The sequence below is a fragment of the Oligoflexus sp. genome, assembly GCF_035712445.1.
Taxonomy (GTDB): Bacteria; Bdellovibrionota_B; Oligoflexia; order Oligoflexales; family Oligoflexaceae; genus Oligoflexus.
In genome coordinates this window covers 25760-47147 of the sequence record NZ_DASTAT010000069.1, presented here as the reverse complement: position 1 = coordinate 47147, position 21388 = coordinate 25760, and the positions used below count along the sequence as shown (strand labels likewise).

Genomic DNA, 21388 nt, shown 5'->3' with positions numbered 1-21388 from the left:
GTTGAAGACTGGCATAAGGGTTGCTTGAGAATGGACCTGGAGAAAACTCTGAGGGAGGCGGCGTTTGTATGAAAGCCATGGTCTTGGAACATCAAACGGACATAATGGAATCCCCGCTGCTTCTGGCTGATCTCGCAGTCCCCGTTCCGGGCGATCGCGAAATCCGCATTCGCGTTCACTGCTGCGCCATCTGCCGGACTGATCTGCATGTGATTGAAGGCGATCTGCCCCCGCGCAAAAAAAGAGTCATTCCCGGGCATCAGGTCATCGGTCACGTCGAGGCTCTGGGCCCGCATGCCTCGCGTTTTCCGATCGGCGCGCGGGTCGGCATCGCCTGGCTGCGAAAGACCTGCGGAAGCTGCGCCTATTGTGAAAGTGGACGGGAAAACCTTTGTGAAAGCCCGGAATTCACTGGATACCATGCGCATGGCGGCTTCGCGGAATTCGCCACCGTGCTTGAGGACTATGCTTATGCGATCCCGGATGCCTTCGAGGATGCGGAAGCGGCTCCCCTGCTCTGTGCCGGCATTATCGGCTATCGCGCCTTAAAACGCGCCGAACTTCCACCGGGTGGACGTTTGGGGATTTTCGGTTTCGGTTCGTCAGCTCACATCGTCACTCAGATCGCAAAGGCGCGCGGCTGCGAGGTTCTGGTCAAATCGCGGGGCGAGCTGCATCAGGACCTTGCGAGGCAGCTGGGCGCACGATGGGTGGGTGGCCCGCAGGAAGACTTTCCGGAAAAACTCGATAGCGCCATCATCTTTGCGCCGGCCGGTGACCTTGTTCCCGTGGCGCTGGAGGCTTTAAAAAAAGGAGGAACCCTGGCTTTGGCTGGAATTCATATGAGCGATATCCCGGTGCTCAACTACGAGAAGCATCTTTTTTACGAAAAAAATATTCACTCCGTCACAGCCAATACGCGAAGTGACGGCGAAGAGCTGCTGAAGGTGGCGGCTGCGATCGGCCTCAAGCCGCATGTGCATATCTATGCCCTGGACGAGGCGAACCGAGCACTTCAGGATTTGAAAGCAGACCGCATCCAGGGTACGGGCTGTCTGCAGATCGCTGACGTATTATGATCAAACGCATCCTGAGCAGTGTGATCGGTTTGCCCCTGGTGCTGGGAATACTCATTTACGGAAGCTCGAAACTTGTCCTGATTTTTTTCGCCGTTATTCAAGGCCTTGTTGCCTGGGAAATCATGCGCATTTACGTGGAAGAGGGCCCGGGCTTTCGAAGGCAGAATATAAGCCTCGCCCTGGCCTCGACGCTGGTCTTCCTTGTGCTGCTCTGGGCTCCGCATGAGGAGACGCTTGCGCTCCTGTCTGTTTTCCTGCTGGGCGCAGCGGCCCTGAGCGCGCTCCTGCCCGGGAGCATGGAGCAAAGAAGTCATCGCTCCGGTTCGGTGGTTCTTGCGATGACCTATGCGATCCTTCCCTGGCTTATGATCGCTCAGCTCTATCAGAAAGCGGAGAATGAACGCTTTGTGATCCTGCTCCTGAGCATAGCCTGGGCTGGCGACACCGCGGCCTATTTTTGCGGCCGCACCTGGGGCCGTCGACCGATGGCTCCTTTCATTTCCCCGAAAAAAACCTGGGAAGGCGCCCTGGGCGGATTCATCGGCAGCTGTCTGGCCGCGCTGGTGGTCGCAGGGATTTATGGGGGCGAGCTGGGCTCCTGGCCCTTCATCCTTGTCGTCGGTGCCGTCTGTGGGATGGTGGGACAAGGCGGAGATCTTTTTAAATCCGTTTTCAAACGCTATCGCGGTATCAAGGACTCAGGACGCATTCTGCCCGGACATGGCGGACTCCTGGATCGCATGGATAGCGCGCTGATGGCAGCACCGATTTTAAACCTGTTTTTTTAAAGGCGGGGCTTTGGGGAATCACGGAACAAAAGAGGCCTACTGGACGGAGACGCAGGCCGGACTCTGCCAGCGCCTTGGATCCGGGCCTCAGGGCCTGGCAACCGCGGAAGCCGAGCAGCGCCTGAAGCTTTTGAAGCCCTCGCAGCGACAGATCCTTTCGCGAACATCCCCTCTGCGCCTTCTCATGCGCCAGTTCCAAAGTCCCCTCGTGCTGCTGCTTATTTTCGCGGCTGTGATCTCGGGGATTCTTGCCGACTGGACCGATGCTCTGCTCATTCTCGCCATTATCTTCATCAGCGCCTGCATCAGCTTTTGGCGTGAATACGCCTCAAGTCGCGCCCTGGAGGAACTTGCGAGTCGCTTGAAATTAAAATCCCAGGTCCTGAGAAGCGGCGCTCTGATTCAGATTCCCAATGATGAACTGGTGCCGGGCGACCTTGTGATTTTAGGACCGGGACGCCTGGTGCCCGCCGATTGCGTCCTGCTGGACGCTGACGAACTTTTTATCAATCAGGCTGTCATCACCGGCGAAAGCTTTGCGGTTCAAAAAGTTCCGAAGGCCGAAGGTCTGCCTCCGGGCACGCAGCTGGTGGAACGCAGCCACTGCATTTACATGGGATCGAGCGTTCGCAGTGGTCATGGTCGCGCTCTGGTCGTGGCCATCGCCCAGGATACCGAATACGGAAAGATCGCGGAGCATTTGCGTCAGCCCGCGCCGGAATCGGATTTTGATAAGGGTCTTCGCCGTTTCGGGGCGCTTTTGCTCTGGATTATGCTCGTCATGGTGCTGCTGGTGTTCGCGGCCCATGCGTATAAAGGCGCTGCCAACGCCGAGTCCATGATGTTTGCCGTGGCCTTGGCGGTCGGGTTGAGTCCGGAACTATTGCCGGCGATTTTGACGATCAACCTCGCGTCGAGCGCTCAGCGCATGGCAGGACTCGGTGTTCTGGTGCGACGGCTGAATGCCATTGAAAATCTGGGCAGCATGGACATCCTCTGCACGGATAAAACCGGCACCATCACCGAAGGCGTGATTCAGCTGGAAGGCGCTTATGATACCAGCGGTCAGCTTTCCCATGCCGTTTTGGAAGCGGCCGCATGGAATGCCTTCTTTCAAACCGGCATGTCCAATCCTCTGGATGATACGATACGTCAAGCCTTGGAACCGAAAGGAAGCGAGACCAAACTCGGCGAGATCCCCTATGATTTTGTTCGGAAACGCCTGAGTGTGATCATCAGCTCGGCGGATGGCCCGCGGATGATCACCAAAGGCGCGTTTGAACCCATGCTGGCCCTTTGCACGCAAAACCCCGAGGACGCGCAGCGCTGGAAGGAGCTTTTCCTGCAGTGGAGCGCCCAGGGTTTTCGCGTCCTCGGTATCGCAGAGAAAAAAGTCGCGCCCAAGGATCGCTATGACAAGGACGATGAGCGGGATCTGACCTTACTTGGTTTTCTGACCTTTGCGGATCAAATCAAAAGCGGCATTGAATGCACCATGCAGGAACTCCGTCGGCTGGGAGTTCAGATCAAGATCATCACCGGCGATAACGCGGCCGTCAGCCGTCAGGTCGCGCACAGCATCGGCATTGCAGAGCCGCGCATCATGACAGCGGATGAGCTGGATCTTCTGCATGGCATGGCGTTGGCCAAGGCCGCGGGATCGGTCGATGTCTTTGCGCAGGTCGATCCGAATCAGAAGGAAAGGATCGTACTCGCCCTGAAAAAGCGCGGTCATGCCGTGGGCTACATGGGCGACGGGATCAATGACATCGCGGCCATGCATGCTGCGGACACCAGCATTTCCGTCGAGGCAGCCGTGGATGTTGCCAAGGCGTCTGCGGATTTTGTGCTCCTGGAAAAGGATCTGGCGATTCTGCGCCAGGGTATTTTGGAAGGCCGCCGTTCCTTTGCCAACACGATGAAGTATATTCAGATGACCACCAGCGCCAACCTGGGAAACATGTTCAGCATGGCCTTGGCGTCGCTGACGCTGCCCTTTCTTCCGCTGCTGGCGGGACAGATTCTTCTGAATAATTTTCTATCGGACATTCCCGCCTTGGGACTGGCGGCGGATAGCGTGGACCCCGAGGTGACCCTGAAGCCTCTTCATTGGGACCTGCAAAGGATTCTGCGCTTCATGCTGGTCTTCGGTTTAATTAGTTCCGTGTTTGATATTCTGACCTTTGGCCTTCTGCGTTTTGTCTTTCATGCGGATGTCATCGAGTTTCGCACGGCCTGGTTTGTGGAATCCCTCATGACCGAACTCATCGTGGCCCTGGTGCTTCGTACCCAACGACGTTTTTATCGCAGTCGGCCCAGTTCCTTTTTGTTGTTCAGCACGGTGACCGTGGCCCTTTTAGCCTTCTTCATTCCGTCCTCGCCCTTGGCCAGCGGACTCGGCTTCTCGCCTTTGCCTGCACGTCTTCTGCTTTTGATACTCATCATCACCGTGGTCTATGCCTTGGTCACGGAGATTGCAAAATCCTTGTTTTACGGCAAGGCGTCCCGCAGTATTCTGCGGGAGGGTATCGTATAGAACAAAGGGGAAAATTATGAATGCATCCACTCAGAAAAATTGGGGCGCAGTCTGGATCGACCACTTTAAAGCCATTCTGGTCAGACCTCAGGAAGCTGACGTTTCCACTCTATATTCCGGCCTCGAATCGAAGCATCGCAGCACGGGTGGGAAAGCCAAATCACAGCCCTACATGCATGAAACAGGGCCCTTTTCCGCCCAGCATCATGAAGCGCACCAGAAGCATGAGCTGCACGAATTCTATGAAAAGGTCAGCACGGTGCTGGATGGCGTCACCGATCTTCTGGTGCTGGGCATAGGCCGGGCGCCGCATGAATTCGCGGAGTTTTTTCAGAGCGAGCTGCGGCATCGGGATGTGCGCGTGACTACCGAGAAAGCCGAGGAGATGAGCGAGCGGCAGCTGCAAAGAACCGCTCGCGAACATTTCGACCAGGCCGCGCCTCGGATCTGGCCGACCATGCCTGGGCAGCCCCTGCATCCTTAGTCCTGGCTGCGCAGGTCATGCCAGCGGTGAAGTTCCTGGTAAAGGGCATTCAGGGGTTCGATCCAGTCGCTGCGTTTGATCAGGGCTCCGACCATGATCTGCAGGGATTTTTGCAGGGCCAAAGGATCGGGAGTGGCATCGGTGACCATGCGCGGGGCCACCCCTTCCTGATCCAGAACGCGGCCGGTTTGTAATTTGCCTTCGAGCCAGCGGACTTCGGAATAGATTTTATTTTCCCTTTGCGTCAGCAGGGCTTTGTGCAGCTGGCCGTCGTGCCAGTCGATGTAAAGATCGACCGGACCGTCGCCGCGCAGGGCGAGCGTGTATTTCTTTTGGAAGCTTTCGCTCAGAAGGATGGGATCGACCTTATCGAGTGTGGATCCGCAGCGCATATCTTCCAGAAACGAACGCAGGAAGACCAGGATGCCTTCGCTATCGTGGATGAATTGAAAGCCGATTTTATCGCGGTCCTCATGCACCTTCTTGGCTTTGATCGGACAGCTGCGCTGGAAGAGATGCAGAAAGCCCGGGATTTCCGGGTCAGAAAACTCGGGCAGCGCCAGGCCGGTTTTCAGGAGCGCAAAGCCCCCGTAGCTGATATCGCGAAGTTTAGGAAACTGCTCGATCGGGAATTCAAGGCGGATGAAATCGAAGTCCTCAAGGTTATACCGCGTATGAAGCCGCGCCTCACCCACAGCCGCCGGCGCTCCCTGGGACCCTCCGTCCCCCCAACCCAGAATTTTTTTCAGTTTAGCGAGCATGGTCCAGCCCCTCCTTTGGCATCCATCCAGCTTAGCAGATGACCCATCCGCGTACAAACCGACATACACAATCGAGGCGGGGAATTGTGCTGCTCAGTCTGCTGACTCCGCTCCGTCCGCTCTTTTCGCAAGCTCCTGAATGCGATAAGATGATGCTCAGTGTCTAGCTAACAGGGAGGTGGGCCATCACATTCCTTCGTGAAAAGCGTCTGGCTTTGGTTATGTCCGGTGGCGGAGCGCGCGGCGCGTATCAAGCGGGTGTGGTCAAAGCTCTGGCAGAACTGTGCACAGATATGGGACGGCCGGATGCGTTCACCGTCATCACAGGCGTCAGCGCGGGCGCCATCAACGCCAGCTTCCTGGCCGCAAGGCATGAAAGCTTTGTGTGGTCCGCGAAAAAACTCACGGATCTTTGGTGTCAGCTGAACATCAACCAAATCTTCCGCACCGATCTGCGTTCCTTCGGCAATATCGGTTGGAATCTGGCCACCGACATCATCACCAGCGGTTCCTTCGGCACCAAGCGCGCCAACTACCTGCTCGATACGACCCCACTTTTCAAGTACCTGACCGATCACATCGACTTCTCCAACATCCAGCATAATCTGGAAACGGGCCTTATAGATGCCCTGGCCCTCTCGGCCACCGATTACGCGACCTCGACGAACATCACCTTCGTCAGCAGCGCCAAGCCCTACACGGACTGGCATCGCACGCGGCGCGTCAGCCAGCCTTCGGGCATCACTCTGAATCACGTCTGCGCGTCCGCGGCGATTCCGCTTTTCTTTGCGCCGGTCGCCATCGACGGTCAATACTTCGGCGACGGCTGCCTCAGGAATACCGCCCCGCTCAGTCCCGCGATTCACCTGCACGCGGAAAACATACTCGTCATCGGCGTCCAGCACACGCCACCCGGTGAGCCTCAGGTTCCCGTGCAGCACAACGTCCCGAGCATTGCCCGTATTTTAAGCGTTTTGCTGAATTCCGTCTTGCTCGACGGTGTGGCCATCGACGTGGAACGCCTGCGCCGCATCAACAATACCCTCAGCTTTGTCCCCGAAGCCGAAAGGCAGAAATCCCAGCTGCGTTCCATCAACTGCCTGCACATCAGCCCGACCGAGGACATCAGCGCGATCGCCTATCAGGAATACGAAAAGCTCCCGCGCTCCATCCGCTATCTCGTCGGCGGCCTCGGGTCCAAGGACGACGCCGGCAACCTCGTCAGCTATCTCCTCTTCGTTCCGAGTTACTGCGAACGTTTGGCGGATTTGGGCTATAACGATGCGATGAACCGGCGGCAGGAAATCGAGGACTTCATTCAGAATGCGGTCAGTTCCACCGAGACCTCGGAAAGCGTGGGCTGAACCCCATCAGCCCTTGGCCCGCCTTCGCCTTGATGCTATAACCAGCCGATTTCCAGAGCGAAGGGAGCAAAGCTGGTGGAACGGGACGCATCCATCTTTGAAGCTGAAGTCACACATCTTTCCAATCAGGGCTACGGCGTGGTCAAGGGTCCGCATCGGATCACCTACTTCGTGCGCGGAACCTGGCGCGGTGATGTCGGACGTTTTCAAAGCACGGATGAACGGGATGGTGATTATCAGTTCGCGGAACTCCTGACCCTTGTGCGTCCTTCCCCTGAACGCCAGACTCCTCCGTGCCGGCATCTGGGCCCTGGCGCTGCGCAATGCTTCGGCTGCCCCTGGATGATGGTGGATTACGCGGCTCAGCTGCGCGAGAAACAGCATCGCGTGAGCTATGCTCTTCAGCGTGTCGGCCTTGGATCTTTGGCGGTGGAAAACATCTGGCCCTCGCCGGATCTTTATCATTACAGACGCCGCGCGCAGTTCAAAACAGATGGACACATCCTCGGCTACTCCGGTCGTCAGGGTCTTTGCATCGCCCCGATCGAAGAATGCATGGTCCTGACGCCTCGCATGCACGAGCATCTGCAGAGTCTCAAGTCCCGACTCCCGGATGCTTCATGGCAGCCCGGCCCAGGTCACATCTGGAATTATCTGGATCTTGATGAAGACAGCGATCCCCAGGATTTTCAGATCAATCGTCGCCGACCGTTCCAGCAGGCCAACGCCAAACAGAATGAAGCCATGCGGAACTGGGTCGCCGAGCGGCTGCACTCAAAATCCAAAACCGAGCCCGTGCTTGAACTCTTCGCCGGTGCCGGCAACTTCACTGAGGTCCTCGTTTCCCTCGGCTTTTCCCGCATCCTGGCGCTTGAGGTCGGAGCCGAAGCCATCGAAACCCTCCAGCAAAAAAACTGGCCCGGGGTCGAGGCGCAGCGCATGGATCTTTACAGTAAGCAGGCCCTGCCGGATATCGCCCGCGTCGCCGCAGACACGCGCATGATGCTGGCCAACCCTCCCCGCGCCGGCCTTGGGACCTTATGGAAGCTCGTGCCGCGACTTCCCGCTTTGCACACGGTGATCATGATTTCCTGCGATCCCCAGTCCTTTGCCAACGACGCCAGGAAACTGACCGAGCAGGGTTTTCAGGCCCGCTGCATTCAACCCCTCGATCAGATGCCGCACACGCCGCACGTGGAAGTGGTCGCCTGCTTCACACGATAAGGTCGGAACTGTGCAGGCCTTGACGACGACCTGCTGAAGGTTATGCAGAACTGCCCCAGTATGCGGACATCATCGTCCTTTCCGTCAAAGGTGATGCTGCAGAATCCGCTTTGGATTTATGCGGGCCCGCCCTTCTGAAAGGCAAGACCATCGTGGATACGACCAACCCGATCGCGCCCAACGCCCCCGAGAAAGGCGTGCTGAAGTTCTTTACAGAGCTCGATCAATCCCTGATGGAAAAATTGCAGAAGAAGGTTCCCGACGCGAACTTTGTCAAAGCCTTCTCCTGCGTCGGCAGCGCGTTCATGGTGAATCCGAGTTTTCGCGAGGGGAAACCCAGCATGTTTATCTGCGGCAACAGCGAAAAGGCCAAGAAGGTCGTTCGGGATATCCTGGTGGAATTCGGTTGGGACAGCGAGGATATGGGATCCGTGGAAGCGGCTCGGGCGATAGAACCCCTCTGCATGCTGTGGTGCATACCGGGATTTCTTCGCAATGAATGGAGCCATGCTTTCAAACTTTTGAAGGCCTGAGCACATCCCCTGGCGTCCCCAGAGTCTGCCGGATATGATGGGACCATTGAGGATAGATCAGGAGTCGACCCGCTATGAATCTTGGCAGTAAGGATTTGAACCTCCTCTTCGTGTTTCAGGTCCTGATGGAAGAACGGAATGTGTCGCGGGCGGCCAAACGTTTGAAGCTCTCGCAGCCCGCGGTGAGCAATGCCCTTTCCCGGCTGCGGCGTGATTTCAGCGACCCGCTTCTGGTCCGATCCAGCAAGGGGATGGCACCGACTCCGACCGCTCTTCGCATCTGGCCTCAGGTGCAGGTCTTCTGTGAGAAGGCCACCTCGATCTTCGCCCGGGAAACCTTCGATGTCAGCGCTCAGGAAAGCGCCTTCCGCGTGGCCACGACTGACTATTTCGAGCTGGTGTTTCTTGCCGATATCCTCAGCTTTCTGCGGGCCGAGGCGCCGCGCATGACGCTTGTGATGAGGCCAACCACGGGTACCCTGCCGGTCAGTGAAATGGAAGCAGGACTGATCGACTTTGCGGCCGGCGGTTTTTTCGGCGATCTGCCGGAAGGCTTTCATAGTGTGGAACTCTTCAAGGAAACCTACAGCTGCGTCGTGCGCAAGGGGCATCCCCTTATGAAAAAGGGCCTTGATCTGGCGACCTTTGCCAAAATGGATCATATCCTCGTCACGCTGCATGGTGATCTGCACGGCGTGGTCGATCGTGTTCTGGATCGTCATAAACTCAAAAGAAAAGTCGTGGCCGGTGTGATGAGCTTTCACAGTCCTCTGCCCATCGTTGAAGCCTCCGACACGATCGCCACGATTCCCACGCGCATTGCGCTTTTGGGCAGCGAACGCTATAACGTTCTCAGTCTGCCGCCGCCGATTGATATACCGGGATTTTCCGTGAAACTCGTATGGCACGCCCGGACCCACAGCAGCCGTCCGCACGCCTGGATGCGCGAGACTCTGCGGCGCCTGATCCGCCAGGCCACGGAAGTCGAGCCCTCACCTCAAACTTGATCGAGAGTGCTGCCGCAAAATCCTGTGCAGCCTGTGCAGTTAGGCGATAACAGCGAATGTGACGCGCCTTAAACTGTAATCTAAACAGCAGCTTATACATCATATTCATCAAATCTATAGCTATGATAGCGATAATCCATTTCAGTTATTTTAGCAGATCGTCGATAACTCCAGAGTGATTCCGGCGGGTCATAACAAATTGGGCCCACGCTCTTCCCTCTCTCTGGACAAGGAAACCTTATGAACCTCATCGAACTTCTGAATTGGCGATATGCAGCGAAGAAAATGAACCCTGAAAAAGTCGTACCCCAGGACAAGCTCGATCGCATCCTCGAATCCATTCGTCTGACGGCGACATCCAGCGGCCTTCAGCCTTACGAAGTCCTGGTCATCACCAACAAGGCCGTGCGGGAAGACATCAAAAAAATCGCCTGGAATCAGGGCCAGGTGACTGATAGCTCCCACCTTCTGGTTTTCGCCGCATGGGATGACTACACGCCTGAACGCATCAACATGATGTTTGATCTGACCAATGAGTTGCGTGGATTTAAAAATGAAGGCTGGGAAAATTATCGGCAATCCTTGCTGAACACCTATCCGCAGCGCGGTCCTCAGGTGAACTTCGAGCATGCTGCACGCCAGACCTATATCGCCCTCGGCACAGCCTTGATCGCTGCCGCCGCAGAAGGCGTCGATACCACACCGATGGAAGGCTTCGATCCTAAAGCCCTGGACGAAATCCTCGACCTGCGTGCCAAAGGACTTCGCAGCGTCACGATCCTGCCGCTTGGTTATCGTCAGGCGGACGGTGACTGGCTCGTGAATTTGAAAAAGATCCGCCGCTCGCGAGAGACGTTTGTGACCGAAATCCCCTGAAGACCGGGGACTCAAGCGGCTTTTCGGAAAGGCCATCTCAAAAGAAGCATGAAGGGTCGGAAGCCACCCTCTTCCGGGGCTGTGAATTCAATCGAAATTCCGCCCTGGAGGGAACTCAGCTCGTCGACGACAGCCGTCATACCGATGCCGCGCCCCGATATGCAGCTGACAGCATCCTTCGTTGTGAATTCAGGTTCGAAAATCGTGCGGGCCAGCCGCTCGTCATCCCAGGGAACCTGAAGGGGCACCCCAAGTCGCTGCCGTATTTTATTCAGGTGAAGCCCGCGTCCGTCATCCCTGAACTTGATCACGTAACCATCCTGCTCCCTCTCCAGGTCGATCAAGATATGGCCATGCAAGGGCTTTTGCCTTGCCCTTCGCTCATCGGCCTCTTCAATCCCATGATCGCAGCTATTCCGAATCAGATGCCCGAGGACATTGATGAGCATACTGATCTGCTCGTCGCAGAGAGAAACATTGCCATCGTTCCACAAAAGGTCTGGCGTCGGCTTGCCCAACTCCGCGGAGATCTTTTCCAGGTCATTTTTTAGAATCTGGACGACATCCTCGCACCTGCTTTCATGAGGAATCTGCACAGCCTCACGAGGAATCTGCACAGCCTCGCTTCGGCGGGACGCAAGGTCTTCCTGGTAAATCGTGACGAAGAGGACCAGATCCGAGCGGAGTTTCATGACGAGTTCTTTCACGCCGGGATCATCAAGGTTCGGAAACGCCTGCAAACGGTTTTCGAGCGCATGACAGCGTTCGGTAATGACCTTAAGACCAAAGGACCGGGCATTGCCCTTCAGAGTGTGAACCAGGCTTTTCAGGCCAAGCAGATCCATGCGTTCCGCGCTGAGGGCGGCATCGAGCCTGCGTTCGAGCGCCACCATATCGGCGATCGTCAGCCGCACGATCGCAGCCGGGGCTTTCAGAAGAGCAAGGAGAAAGCTATTGCGGATGTGGGCTTCCTCTTCACGAGCCTGATCCAGTTCCGCGTTCGTGCTATCCCGGATGGCTATTAAAATAGCCCGAATCAGCGTCCCGCGCATGACCGGCGTCCATTGAAGGTTCAGGACCTGCGGCGCGGCATCAGGCTGCTTGCGGTAATGCAGCCGAGCAGGCAGATGATGGGCGTTGAATTCGAAGGATTCCATCCCTTCACCGATACAAGCCTGGATGATGTTTTTCACCATGGCCTCCTGATCACCGGGCAGCGAGGACCGGGCCAGGAAATCGCCCAAACCTTTAACGTCCGAACCCAGCACGAGGCTGAACTGCTGCTCATTCTGGTTGGAGATCCCGAGGCTGGCATCCACCGTGAACATGACCTGCTCCATGAAATGAAACATGGCCTTGATATTCTCCGCCGTGGCTTCGCCTTTTTCCTTGGTCCTTTGCAGCGCCTCGTACAATTTTTTCTGCGAGAACGCAAAAATCGAGAGGGCGATGCAGATGAAGATCGCGTAGCTCATGAACGTAAGGAAGGTGAAAAGGGAATCGGCGGGCGAGCCTTCAGGAAAAGGGGTCTGGTGAATGGGATAGTTCTGGAGTTCCAGAAGAAAGATACCGGCATACAAAATCATCGCGAAAAGGGTCAGGAGCACGATCTCTTTCACCCGACGGAAGAGCAACGCGGCAATGCCAGGAGCCGTTCCCAGAAGCCAGCAGGCGACGCTGGATCGGATCCCCCCAAGATGCAGAGCGACCCCGGCCAGCCCGAAACTTGTCGCGGCAAGGTTGATATAAGCCAGAAGACGGGTTTTCCCGTACCAATGAAGGGGATGCGTCAGCAAGAGGATCACAGCGAGGCTGCCGATGGAAAGCGCGGCGGCATAGGCTCCCGTTCCCAGGTAAAGTCCCATGTAGCTCAGGGCAACGATCAGACCAATGTTGGTGAAAAGGAAAGAGGACCGGGCGAACCAAAACTCCTGGATACTGGGATAGCCATCCATGCGGATACCGCAGAATTCCATGAATTTTTCGAAAGGCTTCGTCCAGTTATGACCCATGCTATGATTTGCCTTTGCAGTGGCTTGCACGTGGGTTGTTCCTTACCATTGTAAGGCACCTCGAAGCCTTTGCCGAAGGCAGCTTTTGCCGGCCTTTCGCCAGCACGAAAGCCCAGGCTCAAGCTGTCTGCAAACTCTCATGCGCCTGAGGAAGAACCAGCACGAAGCGCGTGTGGGGCGAGCCCTCATCCAACTCCAAATCGCCACCATGCGCGTGCGCGATCCCACGGGAAATGGACAGTCCGAGCCCGGTTCCCTTGCCCACGCCCTTGGTGGTGAAAAATGGTTTCATGATTTTATCGGCCAGCTCTTTCGGAATGCCCGGCCCTGAATCCGTCACCGCGATGCGAATCATTCCCGCCTGCAGACTCGCTTCGATACGGATCCACTTTTCAGGTCGATCCCGAATCGCATCCACTGCGTTATTGATGAGGTTGATTAGAACCTGCGAGATCTGGACGCCCCGGCACACGCACGAAAGGTCCACGGGCACCGCACTCGCATCGAGGCAGACATTCTCATTCTTCAAGCGGGAATCACAGAGCGCCAGCGTTTCATCCACAATGCTGCGAATGCTGGTATTCACGAAGGGATCGGTGCTGCCATCGCGGGCCACGAATCGCAGACTGCGGATAATGCGGGCGATGCGCTCGGAGGTTTTGAGTATCATGTGGACGGTCTGTTTGAGATCCTCGCGATTCAATTCCTCGTGCCGCAGGCGAATCTGAAGCTTCTGCGCCGCCCCTTGGATGATGGCCAGGGGGTTATTGATTTCATGTGCGATGCTGCCAGCCATCTCGCCGAGCGAGGCCATCTTTTCCGTATAGAGAAAGTTCTCCCGCTGCCTTTCCAGCGAGCGCAGAAAATAGCAGATCGTAAAATATCCGAGCATCACGATCATAAGATAAACCCCGGCCGCCAGAGCAATCACGAGGCGGGATTTATGATAGTCCGCTAAAAGCTCATCGGGCTGACTGATGATGACAACGGTCCAGCCGAGCCTGGTCAGAGCATTGGAATGGGTCAGATGCTCCTCGTGACCGGCCATGGCATCAGCCCGCCCGACGTCCAGCATGCGTTCAATCCTGAGTTCAGGATGCCGTGCCCGAGCCTGCTTCATCAGTTCCTCAGGTGCGGAGTGAGCGATCACATGCCCCGTTTTTCCCAGGATCATCAGGATATCCGATGGCCGGGTTTTGATATCCAGCAGAATCTTCTGCATCTGCGCCACGACCATATCCACCGAGATCACGCCTTTTTTTTGCCCGGTTTTCAGATCGTGGAAAGTCTTCATCAGCGAGATATACGCCACGCCCTTATCCAGATAAGGATCAGTGACCATCACCTCTTCACTGACCGCGGCGCGATACCAGAATTGACTATGATAGTCGTAGGCAGCGGTATTCCATTCATAGGTGAGGATGCGCGAGGCTCCGGGCTCACTGCGATAGGCGTATGGACCAAAGTGCTCCACGGCAGGATCAAACGCAAAGGGCTCCCACCAGATTCCCGTGCCGTAAATGAAATTCGGGGGAGCGCTGGCCAGGAAATAATCAAGATACTGTTCAATCTGCTTTTTATCGTGGCCTTCGTAATGCTCCACGAAGACCTGCAAACTTTCCGCCAGCTGGGTCGCCACATAAAAGTAGCTGCGAAGCTGGGTTGCCATCTCCTGGGCCTTGTCTTTCTGGTATTCGCGGGCTTCGAGCATGGCCGTGTGATAGGTGGAGATATTGAAGCTGACGGCCCATATCATACCGAGCGCTGCCAATGCCCAGCTGATGAGGGCTACGTGAAAGCACGTGCGCTCTTTTTCTCCTTGCCTTGACGACGTCGTCATACTCCGCCTCAGGTGTAGCCGAGGCAGATCAGAGGCTATCAGGACTCCGACCTGCGGAATTCATAGAACTCCTTCAGATGGGAACTGTCCAGTTAAGTTTGAAAGCTGCTTATTTTTAAGGAGCGGAACTCGCGTTCCGGGTTGTTTTCCGCTGCTGGGTCCTGGCGAAGTTTTCGATCACGGCGACCGTGGAGGCGCTTTCCGGATAATAGACGGTGAAGCCATCATAATCCGGATAGAGCGAACCATCATCCTGATGGCCGGAAAGCAGCCAGAAATTGGCGCCATCAATTTCGAGTCGATCAAATTCGTTATACCAGCTCTGATACTTGGCATCGCGGGTGTTCCGATCGCGGCGGCCCATTTCCCCGCAAAAAATCGGCTTGCCGAGTTTCTGCCTCGCGTTCTGCGTTTGCCGCTGGATATAGGTCATCGTCTTATAATCATCGAAGCCCCAGTCCTCGGGGTAGAGATGAAACGATGCGATATCAATGTGCCACGATGCATGCGTGGCGACGAAGTTCGTGGCCTCGTCCCCTTCCGATCCGGTTGTGACGAGGTGGTTGGAGTCGATGCTTTTGATATAAGCAGCCATCTCATCAATCCATGCATAAAGCTCCTGCACGCGGCTGCGCTCGATCCGAGGCTCATTGGCCAGCTCCCACATTAAAATCGTAGGATCGTCTTTATAGCGAACACCTGTCATGTGATTGGTCCGCCAAAGGACATAGTTCAAATAATCACGATAGATCGCTTTGGTTTCAGGATCAGAATAGAAATCATCATGGCTGCGCGCAGTCGGTGACCAGCGCACATAGGCATTCATGCCTCCGAAGGCGTCCCAGTTGTTGACAAGGCTCAGGATAAGGCGGATACCCAGGGTGCCCGCCTTCCATATTGCATAGTCAAGGTTTCGAAAGGTGTTCTCGTCGTAAACGCGCGGCTTCGGTTGAAAGCAGAAACCATCGTTATACTGGCCATCGCAGAAGGCCCAGGTCCGCATTACAGTCAGCCCCATGCGCGCCGCATCCTCAAGCACCTCGTCGATCATCTTCCGGGACTTATAGAACAGATAATATTGATTGGCACCGGCGAAATAGAAGCTCTGCCCATCCACAACCAGCCGCGAGCCTTCACGACGAACGAAACTCTGCCCCGGATTGGCAGCGTACAGGGCATGCGAGCCAAGCACCCACAAGGAAAACAAGGCACAAAAAGCCTTCACTGCTTTGAGCATGATGAGCTTCCTCTATTTTGCTTCGTTATTTTTAACTATGACCTTTTTTGGCGGGAGGGGGCAAGCAAGAATTGCGTAGAGGTCGGAAAAAGTGTTGCGGACGCAAAGTTCCCTCAGATCCCCGGGACCTGATCAACTTTTCACCAGTTCGTGAGCACCACGGCTCTTCAATCAGCGCAGATATCTCGTGCCACGCTCATCATCAGTCGGTCTTCTGATGAAAGGTCGTGAAGGCAATGACATGGCCTCAGCAATTCCACCGTCCAAAAAAAGAGAGGATTTCCAGGGGAAAGTCGCGGTTCGATGAAAGCATGGGATCCCATGCGCGTGAGTCAGATGCATGCTGGCGGTAATGAATTCCATAAAACCTATGTGGACGCGCTCGTGTCCGTGAAGTGCTTCTCTGGCCCGCCCATATTAGCGTTCAGACTCGCCTTTGCATGAGTTAATTTTAATTTACCGACGGACTTCTGATAGTTTTTGACAATGAGAAAAAACTTCGAAATTTTTTTTTGCTGTAGTGGAGATGATACATGCATGCTGCAAATGCATGGGGATCAATGCTTCTACGTGCCGTGAATTTCCTTCACTACGTCCTGGTCAGATCACTTTTGCTCCTCTCTCATCTATTTCTGCTGCACTTTGATTTGATTCTGTATATCATTATTTTTGCGGATTTCCGCAACTGTTAAAAAGTCAATGAAATGACATAATTCACTCACGCATAGTCATGATCGGCAAACCAGATGCTTAAGCTCATTTCAGCTGGAATGTGTGCGATTAGCAGAGATCTGGTTTGCTCTTTCATGAAGGGATCTCAGGATAAAAATGTTTTGTCTTATACCCTGTTGGCATCAATCTGAATCGTGGAGCATACAATGACCCTACTCAAAGACCCTGTAGTCGTCAAAATCGTGGAAGACGACGAGCTGGTGCAAAGTGCCTTAAGTGAAATATTGAAACAACAGGGCTATCGTGTTGAATCGTTCACTTCGGTCGCTGATTTCCAGCAAAACGACGTTCCTCAGGAACGTACGATTTATCTTATCGACGTGCGTCTTGGCGTCCACAACGGCATGGACCTTGTGGATTCCATCCTGCGTCGCAATCCTCTTGAAGTCGTGCTCGTCACGACCTCGTTCGGTGGATTTGAAACTGGAGCGGAAGCGATCAAACACGGCGCCTTTGATGTGCTGGAAAAACCCTTCACCAATGAGACTTTTCAGCGCAAGATTGAGTTGGCCACCCAGGAACTCGACAAGCGCGCACAGGATCAGAAAAACTTCAACGTGTACGAAGAAACCATGAACAAGTTGAGCTTCGGTGAAAAGAAGGTGTTTGAATACCTGTTGAAAGGCACGGCGAACAAGGTGATCGCGTCGGAGCTGAACGTCAGCTTGCGCACGATCGAATTGCGTCGGGCCAAGCTCCTGAAGTCCTTTGGTGTGGGCTCGCTGGCCGAGCTGGTTAGCCTCCACTGCATGGTGGCCAAGGCTCAACCGCCCTACCTGCAGCAGCAAGGAGGGACCCCCGATTTTTTTCAGGAGACGCCTCTAAAGGGCGTGATGTAGCGGCAAAGAAACGGTGATTCTAAGACCCAGTTCCTGTCCCGCATCCGAGACAGAACTGGGCCCTATGTCGAGCTGCCCATTCAGCAGTTCGGAACACATCTGTAGAATGTTGAGTCCAAAGCTCCCCGCCCCCGTCAGCTGCTCGTTGAACCCCTTCTCCACATTCAGCGTAAAAATCTCGACTCTTTTTTCTTTGGAAATACCGGGCCCATTGTCCACCAGTTCGAATATCAGTCGCCGATTGATGCAGCGTACCAGAATGCGAATCAGGCCCTCCTGAGGGGTGAATTTGATCGAATTGGAGAGGATGTTGCCGATGATGTTATGAACGAGGATGGTCGCGTCGGTGTGAATAACAAGGTCTTCTTTCAGTTCATTGACGACCTCGAGCCGAATGCGCCTATCCTGGCAAAGCGGCTGAAAGATTTGCAGGATCTCGCCGATGATCTGGGACACCTGCACCGGCTGAATCTGGAGCTTCTGCCCGAGCTGCATCTGTCTAACCGCTTCCTTGGCGTGTCGGATGATGCGCGTCTGGGTATTGATCGCTTCCTGAGCCTTCTGCAATTCCATCTCGGGCAGCTTCTCCGACTTCACCTTATGCATGGCCATGTTGCAGTAAAGGGAAATAGCCTGGAGGGGATTGGCGATATCATGCGAAATGATTTTCAAAAGCAGGTTGAGCCGTTCGTTCATACTGTGATTCCGCTGGCTTCGCAGGGATTCCACATAGGCCCGTCGTGAGCGAATGAACATCACATAGCTGATCAGGATCACCTGCATGATGTGGCCAACGGCCGGCGCATAGAAGGCGGAAGGACTGACAGGCACGAGGTTGATGTGCGAGAGGCGCACATAGATCACGCTGAGAGCGATGAAGAGGAAGGAACTCGTATAGAGCCAAGCCAATTCCTTGCCACGGAGCATGGCATTCACGCCGGCGGCGATCGACGCCAGCATGAACGCGATCGAGTTGATGCTCTGTATCGCGAAGCCGTAATTCGCTGTTTCCGGAAAGAGACGCAGCGCGAAAGTCACGACCGCCAGCCACGCGATGAACTGAAAAACGTAATCGAGTCGCGGGGCCAGCACTTTGGTATCGAGCAGAAGGCGCATGAAGCAGACACCCGTAACCAGGGTCATCACGCCTCCGATATAGGAGAGATAGCGCTGCACTTCCCAAAGCTCGAACATGCGCACCCAGATCCCATAAAAGGATAGGGAGCTGATCATCAGACTAGCGCAGTACGCCGAATACCAGAGGAAGGTTCGATCGCGGTATGCCGCAGCCTGCATGAGGTTGGCGAGAACGGTCAAAAAGAGAATGCCCAGGAAGAGCCCAACAAAGAAGGTACTCATAACCTCCCAGTTCATGAACTCATGCCGCGTGCTCACCTGAAAGCTCTGATTCAGTTGTTCATAGCCCGTATCGACTTTAACCAGGACGACCGTGCTGCCGCTTGAAGGAATGTTCAGGATCACATAGCTGCTGCGGCCGCGCATGGTGTCACCCGGTATCTCGCGATCCTGGTAATAGCTGTGGTGTTCCTGCAGCACTCCATCACGGAAACTATAGAATTCAAATCTTTTCGCGGCATAGTTGTTGGGAAGCGACACGACTCGTTCCAGGTCACGGTTGCTGGGATTCTGCAGAGTAAAACGGAGCCAGATCTCCGCGAACGCCGGGCCGAGCATCTGACCGTGGCGAACCTCGCGCGAAGGCTCGTGGGCGAGGCGTTTCAGCACCTCGCCATCGGTTCCACTTTGCGGAGCAAAGACATCCATGAACTCAATCGGCTGCCGCTCCGCTTCAGGGTCTAAAACCATGACCGATGCACGGGACACTGCGCTCATGGCAAAGATGGCAATCAAGATCGGAACCAGTCGTAAGCTCATGCGTCGTCCACATTGAAAATAGCGAAAGGATTCAAGCATCCAGAACTAGTGGTAACTTGTTTTTCGCTTGGAGAAAAGGCTGGTCTTTAACACTTAGGCAAGAGCTTGAAGTATTCACGTTTTCACCCGCGGACTGCGGTAACCCGCAAGACGCGCGTTCAGCTGCTTTTTTTCTGGGAAATAGCTGTGTTTTCTGTCCAGGGGCGCAGTTGATAGAGCACCTGCGCATCGCGAATACCCTTCAATTGATAGCTTCCGTTGCGGGTTTTCGCTCTCTGAGGCAGGTGACGCGCCATCTCTTCACTCATGAGAATTTGATTCGGCTCCGCTACAGATTGAATCCGGGATGCAAGGTTTACCGTATCACCGATGGCAGTATAATCACTCCGCATGGGGCCACCAAAGCTGCCGACAAAAGCTGAGCCGCAGTGTATTCCGATGCGCATCTCAACAGCCGGCCATCCTTCCGCCTGCCAGGTTTTATTGAGCCGCTGCAAGGCTTCCTGCATCTCTGTTGCACACCTCCATGCAGCCTCTGCCTGAGCGTGAAGGTCCATCACCTCTGGGGCTCCGAACAGGACCAGCACACCGTCGCCCAGGAATTTATCAATGGTCCCGTTATAGGCGAAAACCGTTTCCGTCATCTGCACCAGAAAGCCGTTCAGAACATGCGCCGTGCGTTCCGGCCCTTCCTGAGCGGAGAGTCGCGTGAAATTGCAGAGATCCGCAAACAGCACGGTGATCTCCAGCGTACGTGCCTTTTCATCCAGGGTACGTTTACCTGCAACGATATCCGCGACCACTGTCGGCGGTAAAAATCGCCGCAGCACGTTCTCCGCGATATAGCGATTCAATTCGCGCAGCTTCTCGGTTTGCTTTTGCACCTCATCCTGCAGATGCCGCGACAGATACTCCGACTTTTCCAGCGCATCGGCGAAGCGTTGCGCACTGAGCTGCAGCTGCAGGGAAATCCAGATCGCGCTTCCGTAGCCTGAAATATTGAGCGGCAGATAATCAATCACGCGATAGACGACCAGCATTTCGAGCACCATACCGCTGAACGCGAAGATCACACCCAAAACATGCGGCCATACTTTAGGTGTATGGCGGCGCAGAGCCTGAATCAAGTAATGAAAGACGATGAGGACGCATGCCACACCGAAGAGCAGAAAAGCACCGGCATACTCAGTCCAAAAGCGCACCGGAGTCAGCAGCTGAATCATGATGATGGTCACGGCCAGTCCATCCAGCAGACGCTCCGCCTTCTGAGAGAGATGGGTTCCCGGCAGAAAATATTTAAGGCTCTTGAGCGAGAGATAGGGAACAAGGTAGCCCGCGCCATAGATGAAAAGATTTTCGATCTGCCAGACCCAGGGTGATGAACCCTCAGCGCTTTGCGCGGCGCGAAAGAGGCAGGCAATGCGCAGCCCCAAGAGCATGGCTCCCAGGCTAACATAGAGTGCGCTGCGTTCCTGACGACGGCGTAGGGCAAAGCTGCCCGCATAAAAGGAGACAAAGAGGAGTATGCCTAAAATAAAGGCATAAGACCGATCCTGCTGCTGAATGAAATCCTGAAATTCTGCACGAAGCCCAAGGCGCGGCGGCAGCCACATGCCCGCCCAGCTGTGATGAAAGCTGCTGACCTGCAGCATGATCACGAGTTCCGAGCAGGGCATGACGCTGCTGAGTTCCTGAAGATTCTGCACGGCGAAGGTGGAAAGCTTCGGCGTGCTGCTGTTCGCACTTGCACCAACCTGCCCGAGGTTCAACGTAAGGGACCTTTGAGGCAGGTTCCTGCAAAAGACCTGGCTTTTGGCGCTGCTATAATAAAGCCCGTGAAAAATGGCCATTTCTTCCAGTTTTTGCGGATGACTCAGGCGCAGGATATAGGTTCCGAAACGCGAGGCGTGGGCTTCGTCCTGAATCGAAGCGCCCGCCTTCAGCACTTTGATATCCTGATTATCATGGTCAAGGATGTCTTCGAAATCCTGGGGTTCCACAAAACGCCCAGGCATATAAAGCCATTGGCCGTCGAGGTTCAGTTGCCGACTGCGATCCCAAAGGTTCAGATCGAAGAGCCCATCTCCGGTCGCGGCGTAAAGGGAGCCGCCGACCCATAAGCTTAGGCTCATGAGTACCCAGCGTCCCCAAAGATTGCGGACATGATGCAGCATGCGTCC

The 21388-nt window shown here is 55.2% G+C and carries 15 protein-coding genes and 1 pseudogene; 10 read left to right on the top strand and 6 right to left on the bottom strand.

Annotated features, from left to right (window positions below; all coding sequences use genetic code 11):
- Positions 1–68: 68 nt before the first annotated feature.
- The 4 genes from VFO10_RS15335 to VFO10_RS15320 are packed head-to-tail and all read left to right on the top strand — an operon-like array spanning position 69 to position 4887.
- Positions 69–1079 (top strand): zinc-dependent alcohol dehydrogenase family protein, encoded by a 1011-nt coding sequence (locus VFO10_RS15335; RefSeq protein WP_325141658.1) that lies wholly within the window; start codon positions 69–71, stop codon positions 1077–1079.
- On the top strand, positions 1076–1867 hold the full coding sequence (locus VFO10_RS15330; protein ID WP_325141656.1) for a phosphatidate cytidylyltransferase: 792 nt from the start codon (positions 1076–1078) through the stop codon (positions 1865–1867). Before VFO10_RS15335 ends, VFO10_RS15330 begins: the two co-directional genes overlap by 4 nt.
- Positions 1868–1877: 10 nt before the next feature.
- Positions 1878–4403 carry a magnesium-translocating P-type ATPase gene (gene mgtA, locus VFO10_RS15325; protein WP_325141654.1) on the top strand — a complete coding sequence of 842 codons (2526 nt, stop codon included), beginning with the start codon at positions 1878–1880 and terminating at the stop codon, positions 4401–4403.
- A 16-nt stretch (positions 4404–4419) separates the two neighbouring features.
- Complete coding sequence (locus tag VFO10_RS15320) at positions 4420–4887, top strand: hypothetical protein (protein ID WP_325141653.1); 468 nt, start codon at positions 4420–4422, stop codon at positions 4885–4887.
- Here the strand turns inward: VFO10_RS15320 and VFO10_RS15315 are convergent.
- Positions 4884–5648, bottom strand: coding sequence for a hypothetical protein (locus tag VFO10_RS15315; protein WP_325141651.1), 765 nt, complete (start codon positions 5646–5648; stop codon positions 4884–4886). The genes VFO10_RS15320 and VFO10_RS15315 overlap by 4 nt on opposite strands.
- A gap of 221 nt (positions 5649–5869) precedes the next feature.
- On the opposite strand from VFO10_RS15315, the gene VFO10_RS15310 reads away from it, so the two are divergent.
- From VFO10_RS15310 to VFO10_RS15290, 5 genes and pseudogenes are all read left to right on the top strand, one after another.
- On the top strand, positions 5870–7012 hold the full coding sequence (locus VFO10_RS15310; RefSeq protein WP_325141649.1) for a patatin-like phospholipase family protein: 1143 nt from the start codon (positions 5870–5872) through the stop codon (positions 7010–7012).
- Between the two features lie 75 nt (positions 7013–7087).
- Positions 7088–8236: a hypothetical protein gene (locus tag VFO10_RS15305; RefSeq protein WP_325141647.1), complete on the top strand. Its 1149-nt coding sequence runs from the start codon at positions 7088–7090 to the stop codon at positions 8234–8236.
- A 41-nt stretch (positions 8237–8277) separates the two neighbouring features.
- Positions 8278–8769, top strand: a pseudogene (locus VFO10_RS15300) (NADPH-dependent F420 reductase); the annotation flags it as partial.
- Between the two features lie 74 nt (positions 8770–8843).
- Positions 8844–9776, top strand: a complete 933-nt coding sequence (locus VFO10_RS15295; RefSeq protein ID WP_325141645.1) for a LysR family transcriptional regulator — start codon at positions 8844–8846, stop codon at positions 9774–9776.
- Positions 9777–10016: 240 nt separating this feature from the next.
- Positions 10017–10652: an NAD(P)H-dependent oxidoreductase gene (locus VFO10_RS15290; RefSeq protein ID WP_325141643.1), complete on the top strand. Its 636-nt coding sequence runs from the start codon at positions 10017–10019 to the stop codon at positions 10650–10652.
- Positions 10653–10663: 11 nt separating this feature from the next.
- Here VFO10_RS15290 and VFO10_RS15285 read toward each other — a convergent pair whose 3' ends face one another.
- The 3 genes from VFO10_RS15285 to VFO10_RS15275 all read right to left on the bottom strand — a co-directional run bounded on the left by VFO10_RS15285 (position 10664) and on the right by VFO10_RS15275 (position 15741).
- Positions 10664–12664 (bottom strand): Hpt domain-containing protein, encoded by a 2001-nt coding sequence (locus VFO10_RS15285; protein ID WP_325141641.1) that lies wholly within the window; start codon positions 12662–12664, stop codon positions 10664–10666.
- 118 nt (positions 12665–12782) lie between these two features.
- Complete coding sequence (locus VFO10_RS15280) at positions 12783–14504, bottom strand: ATP-binding protein (protein WP_325141639.1); 1722 nt, start codon at positions 14502–14504, stop codon at positions 12783–12785.
- A 115-nt stretch (positions 14505–14619) separates the two neighbouring features.
- The gene (locus VFO10_RS15275) at positions 14620–15741 is read right to left on the bottom strand and encodes a glycoside hydrolase 5 family protein (RefSeq protein ID WP_325141636.1); all 1122 of its coding nucleotides are present in this window, start codon (positions 15739–15741) and stop codon (positions 14620–14622) included.
- A gap of 878 nt (positions 15742–16619) precedes the next feature.
- On the opposite strand from VFO10_RS15275, the gene VFO10_RS15270 reads away from it, so the two are divergent.
- Entirely contained in the window at positions 16620–17312 is a 693-nt protein-coding gene (locus VFO10_RS15270) for a response regulator transcription factor (protein ID WP_325141634.1), read from the top strand.
- Here the strand turns inward: VFO10_RS15270 and VFO10_RS15265 are convergent.
- Together VFO10_RS15265 and VFO10_RS15260 are read right to left on the bottom strand one after the other, a co-directional pair.
- Complete coding sequence (locus tag VFO10_RS15265; RefSeq protein ID WP_325141632.1) at positions 17295–19208, bottom strand: 7TM diverse intracellular signaling domain-containing protein; 1914 nt, start codon at positions 19206–19208, stop codon at positions 17295–17297. The genes VFO10_RS15270 and VFO10_RS15265 overlap by 18 nt on opposite strands.
- A gap of 158 nt (positions 19209–19366) precedes the next feature.
- Positions 19367–21382 carry an adenylate/guanylate cyclase domain-containing protein gene (locus VFO10_RS15260; RefSeq protein ID WP_325141630.1) on the bottom strand — a complete coding sequence of 672 codons (2016 nt, stop codon included), beginning with the start codon at positions 21380–21382 and terminating at the stop codon, positions 19367–19369.
- Positions 21383–21388 lie beyond the last annotated feature (6 nt).

Bases quoted from the DNA above. Each gene is read 5' to 3' on its own strand.
- VFO10_RS15285 (WP_325141641.1), bottom strand. From the start codon at position 12,664: ATGGGTCATAACTGGACGAAGCCTTTCGAAAAATTCATGGAATTCTGC.
- VFO10_RS15260 (WP_325141630.1), bottom strand. From the start codon at position 21,382: ATGCTGCATCATGTCCGCAATCTTTGGGGACGCTGGGTACTCATGAGC.
- VFO10_RS15270 (WP_325141634.1), top strand. From the start codon at position 16,620: ATGACCCTACTCAAAGACCCTGTAGTCGTCAAAATCGTGGAAGACGAC.
- VFO10_RS15280 (WP_325141639.1), bottom strand. From the start codon at position 14,504: ATGACGACGTCGTCAAGGCAAGGAGAAAAAGAGCGCACGTGCTTTCAC.
- VFO10_RS15290 (WP_325141643.1), top strand. From the start codon at position 10,017: ATGAACCTCATCGAACTTCTGAATTGGCGATATGCAGCGAAGAAAATG.
- VFO10_RS15330 (WP_325141656.1), top strand. From the start codon at position 1,076: ATGATCAAACGCATCCTGAGCAGTGTGATCGGTTTGCCCCTGGTGCTG.
- VFO10_RS15310 (WP_325141649.1), top strand. From the start codon at position 5,870: ATGTCCGGTGGCGGAGCGCGCGGCGCGTATCAAGCGGGTGTGGTCAAA.
- VFO10_RS15275 (WP_325141636.1), bottom strand. From the start codon at position 15,741: ATGCTCAAAGCAGTGAAGGCTTTTTGTGCCTTGTTTTCCTTGTGGGTG.
- VFO10_RS15295 (WP_325141645.1), top strand. From the start codon at position 8,844: ATGAATCTTGGCAGTAAGGATTTGAACCTCCTCTTCGTGTTTCAGGTC.
- VFO10_RS15265 (WP_325141632.1), bottom strand. From the start codon at position 19,208: ATGAGCTTACGACTGGTTCCGATCTTGATTGCCATCTTTGCCATGAGC.
- VFO10_RS15315 (WP_325141651.1), bottom strand. From the start codon at position 5,648: ATGCTCGCTAAACTGAAAAAAATTCTGGGTTGGGGGGACGGAGGGTCC.
- VFO10_RS15320 (WP_325141653.1), top strand. From the start codon at position 4,420: ATGAATGCATCCACTCAGAAAAATTGGGGCGCAGTCTGGATCGACCAC.
- VFO10_RS15335 (WP_325141658.1), top strand. From the start codon at position 69: ATGAAAGCCATGGTCTTGGAACATCAAACGGACATAATGGAATCCCCG.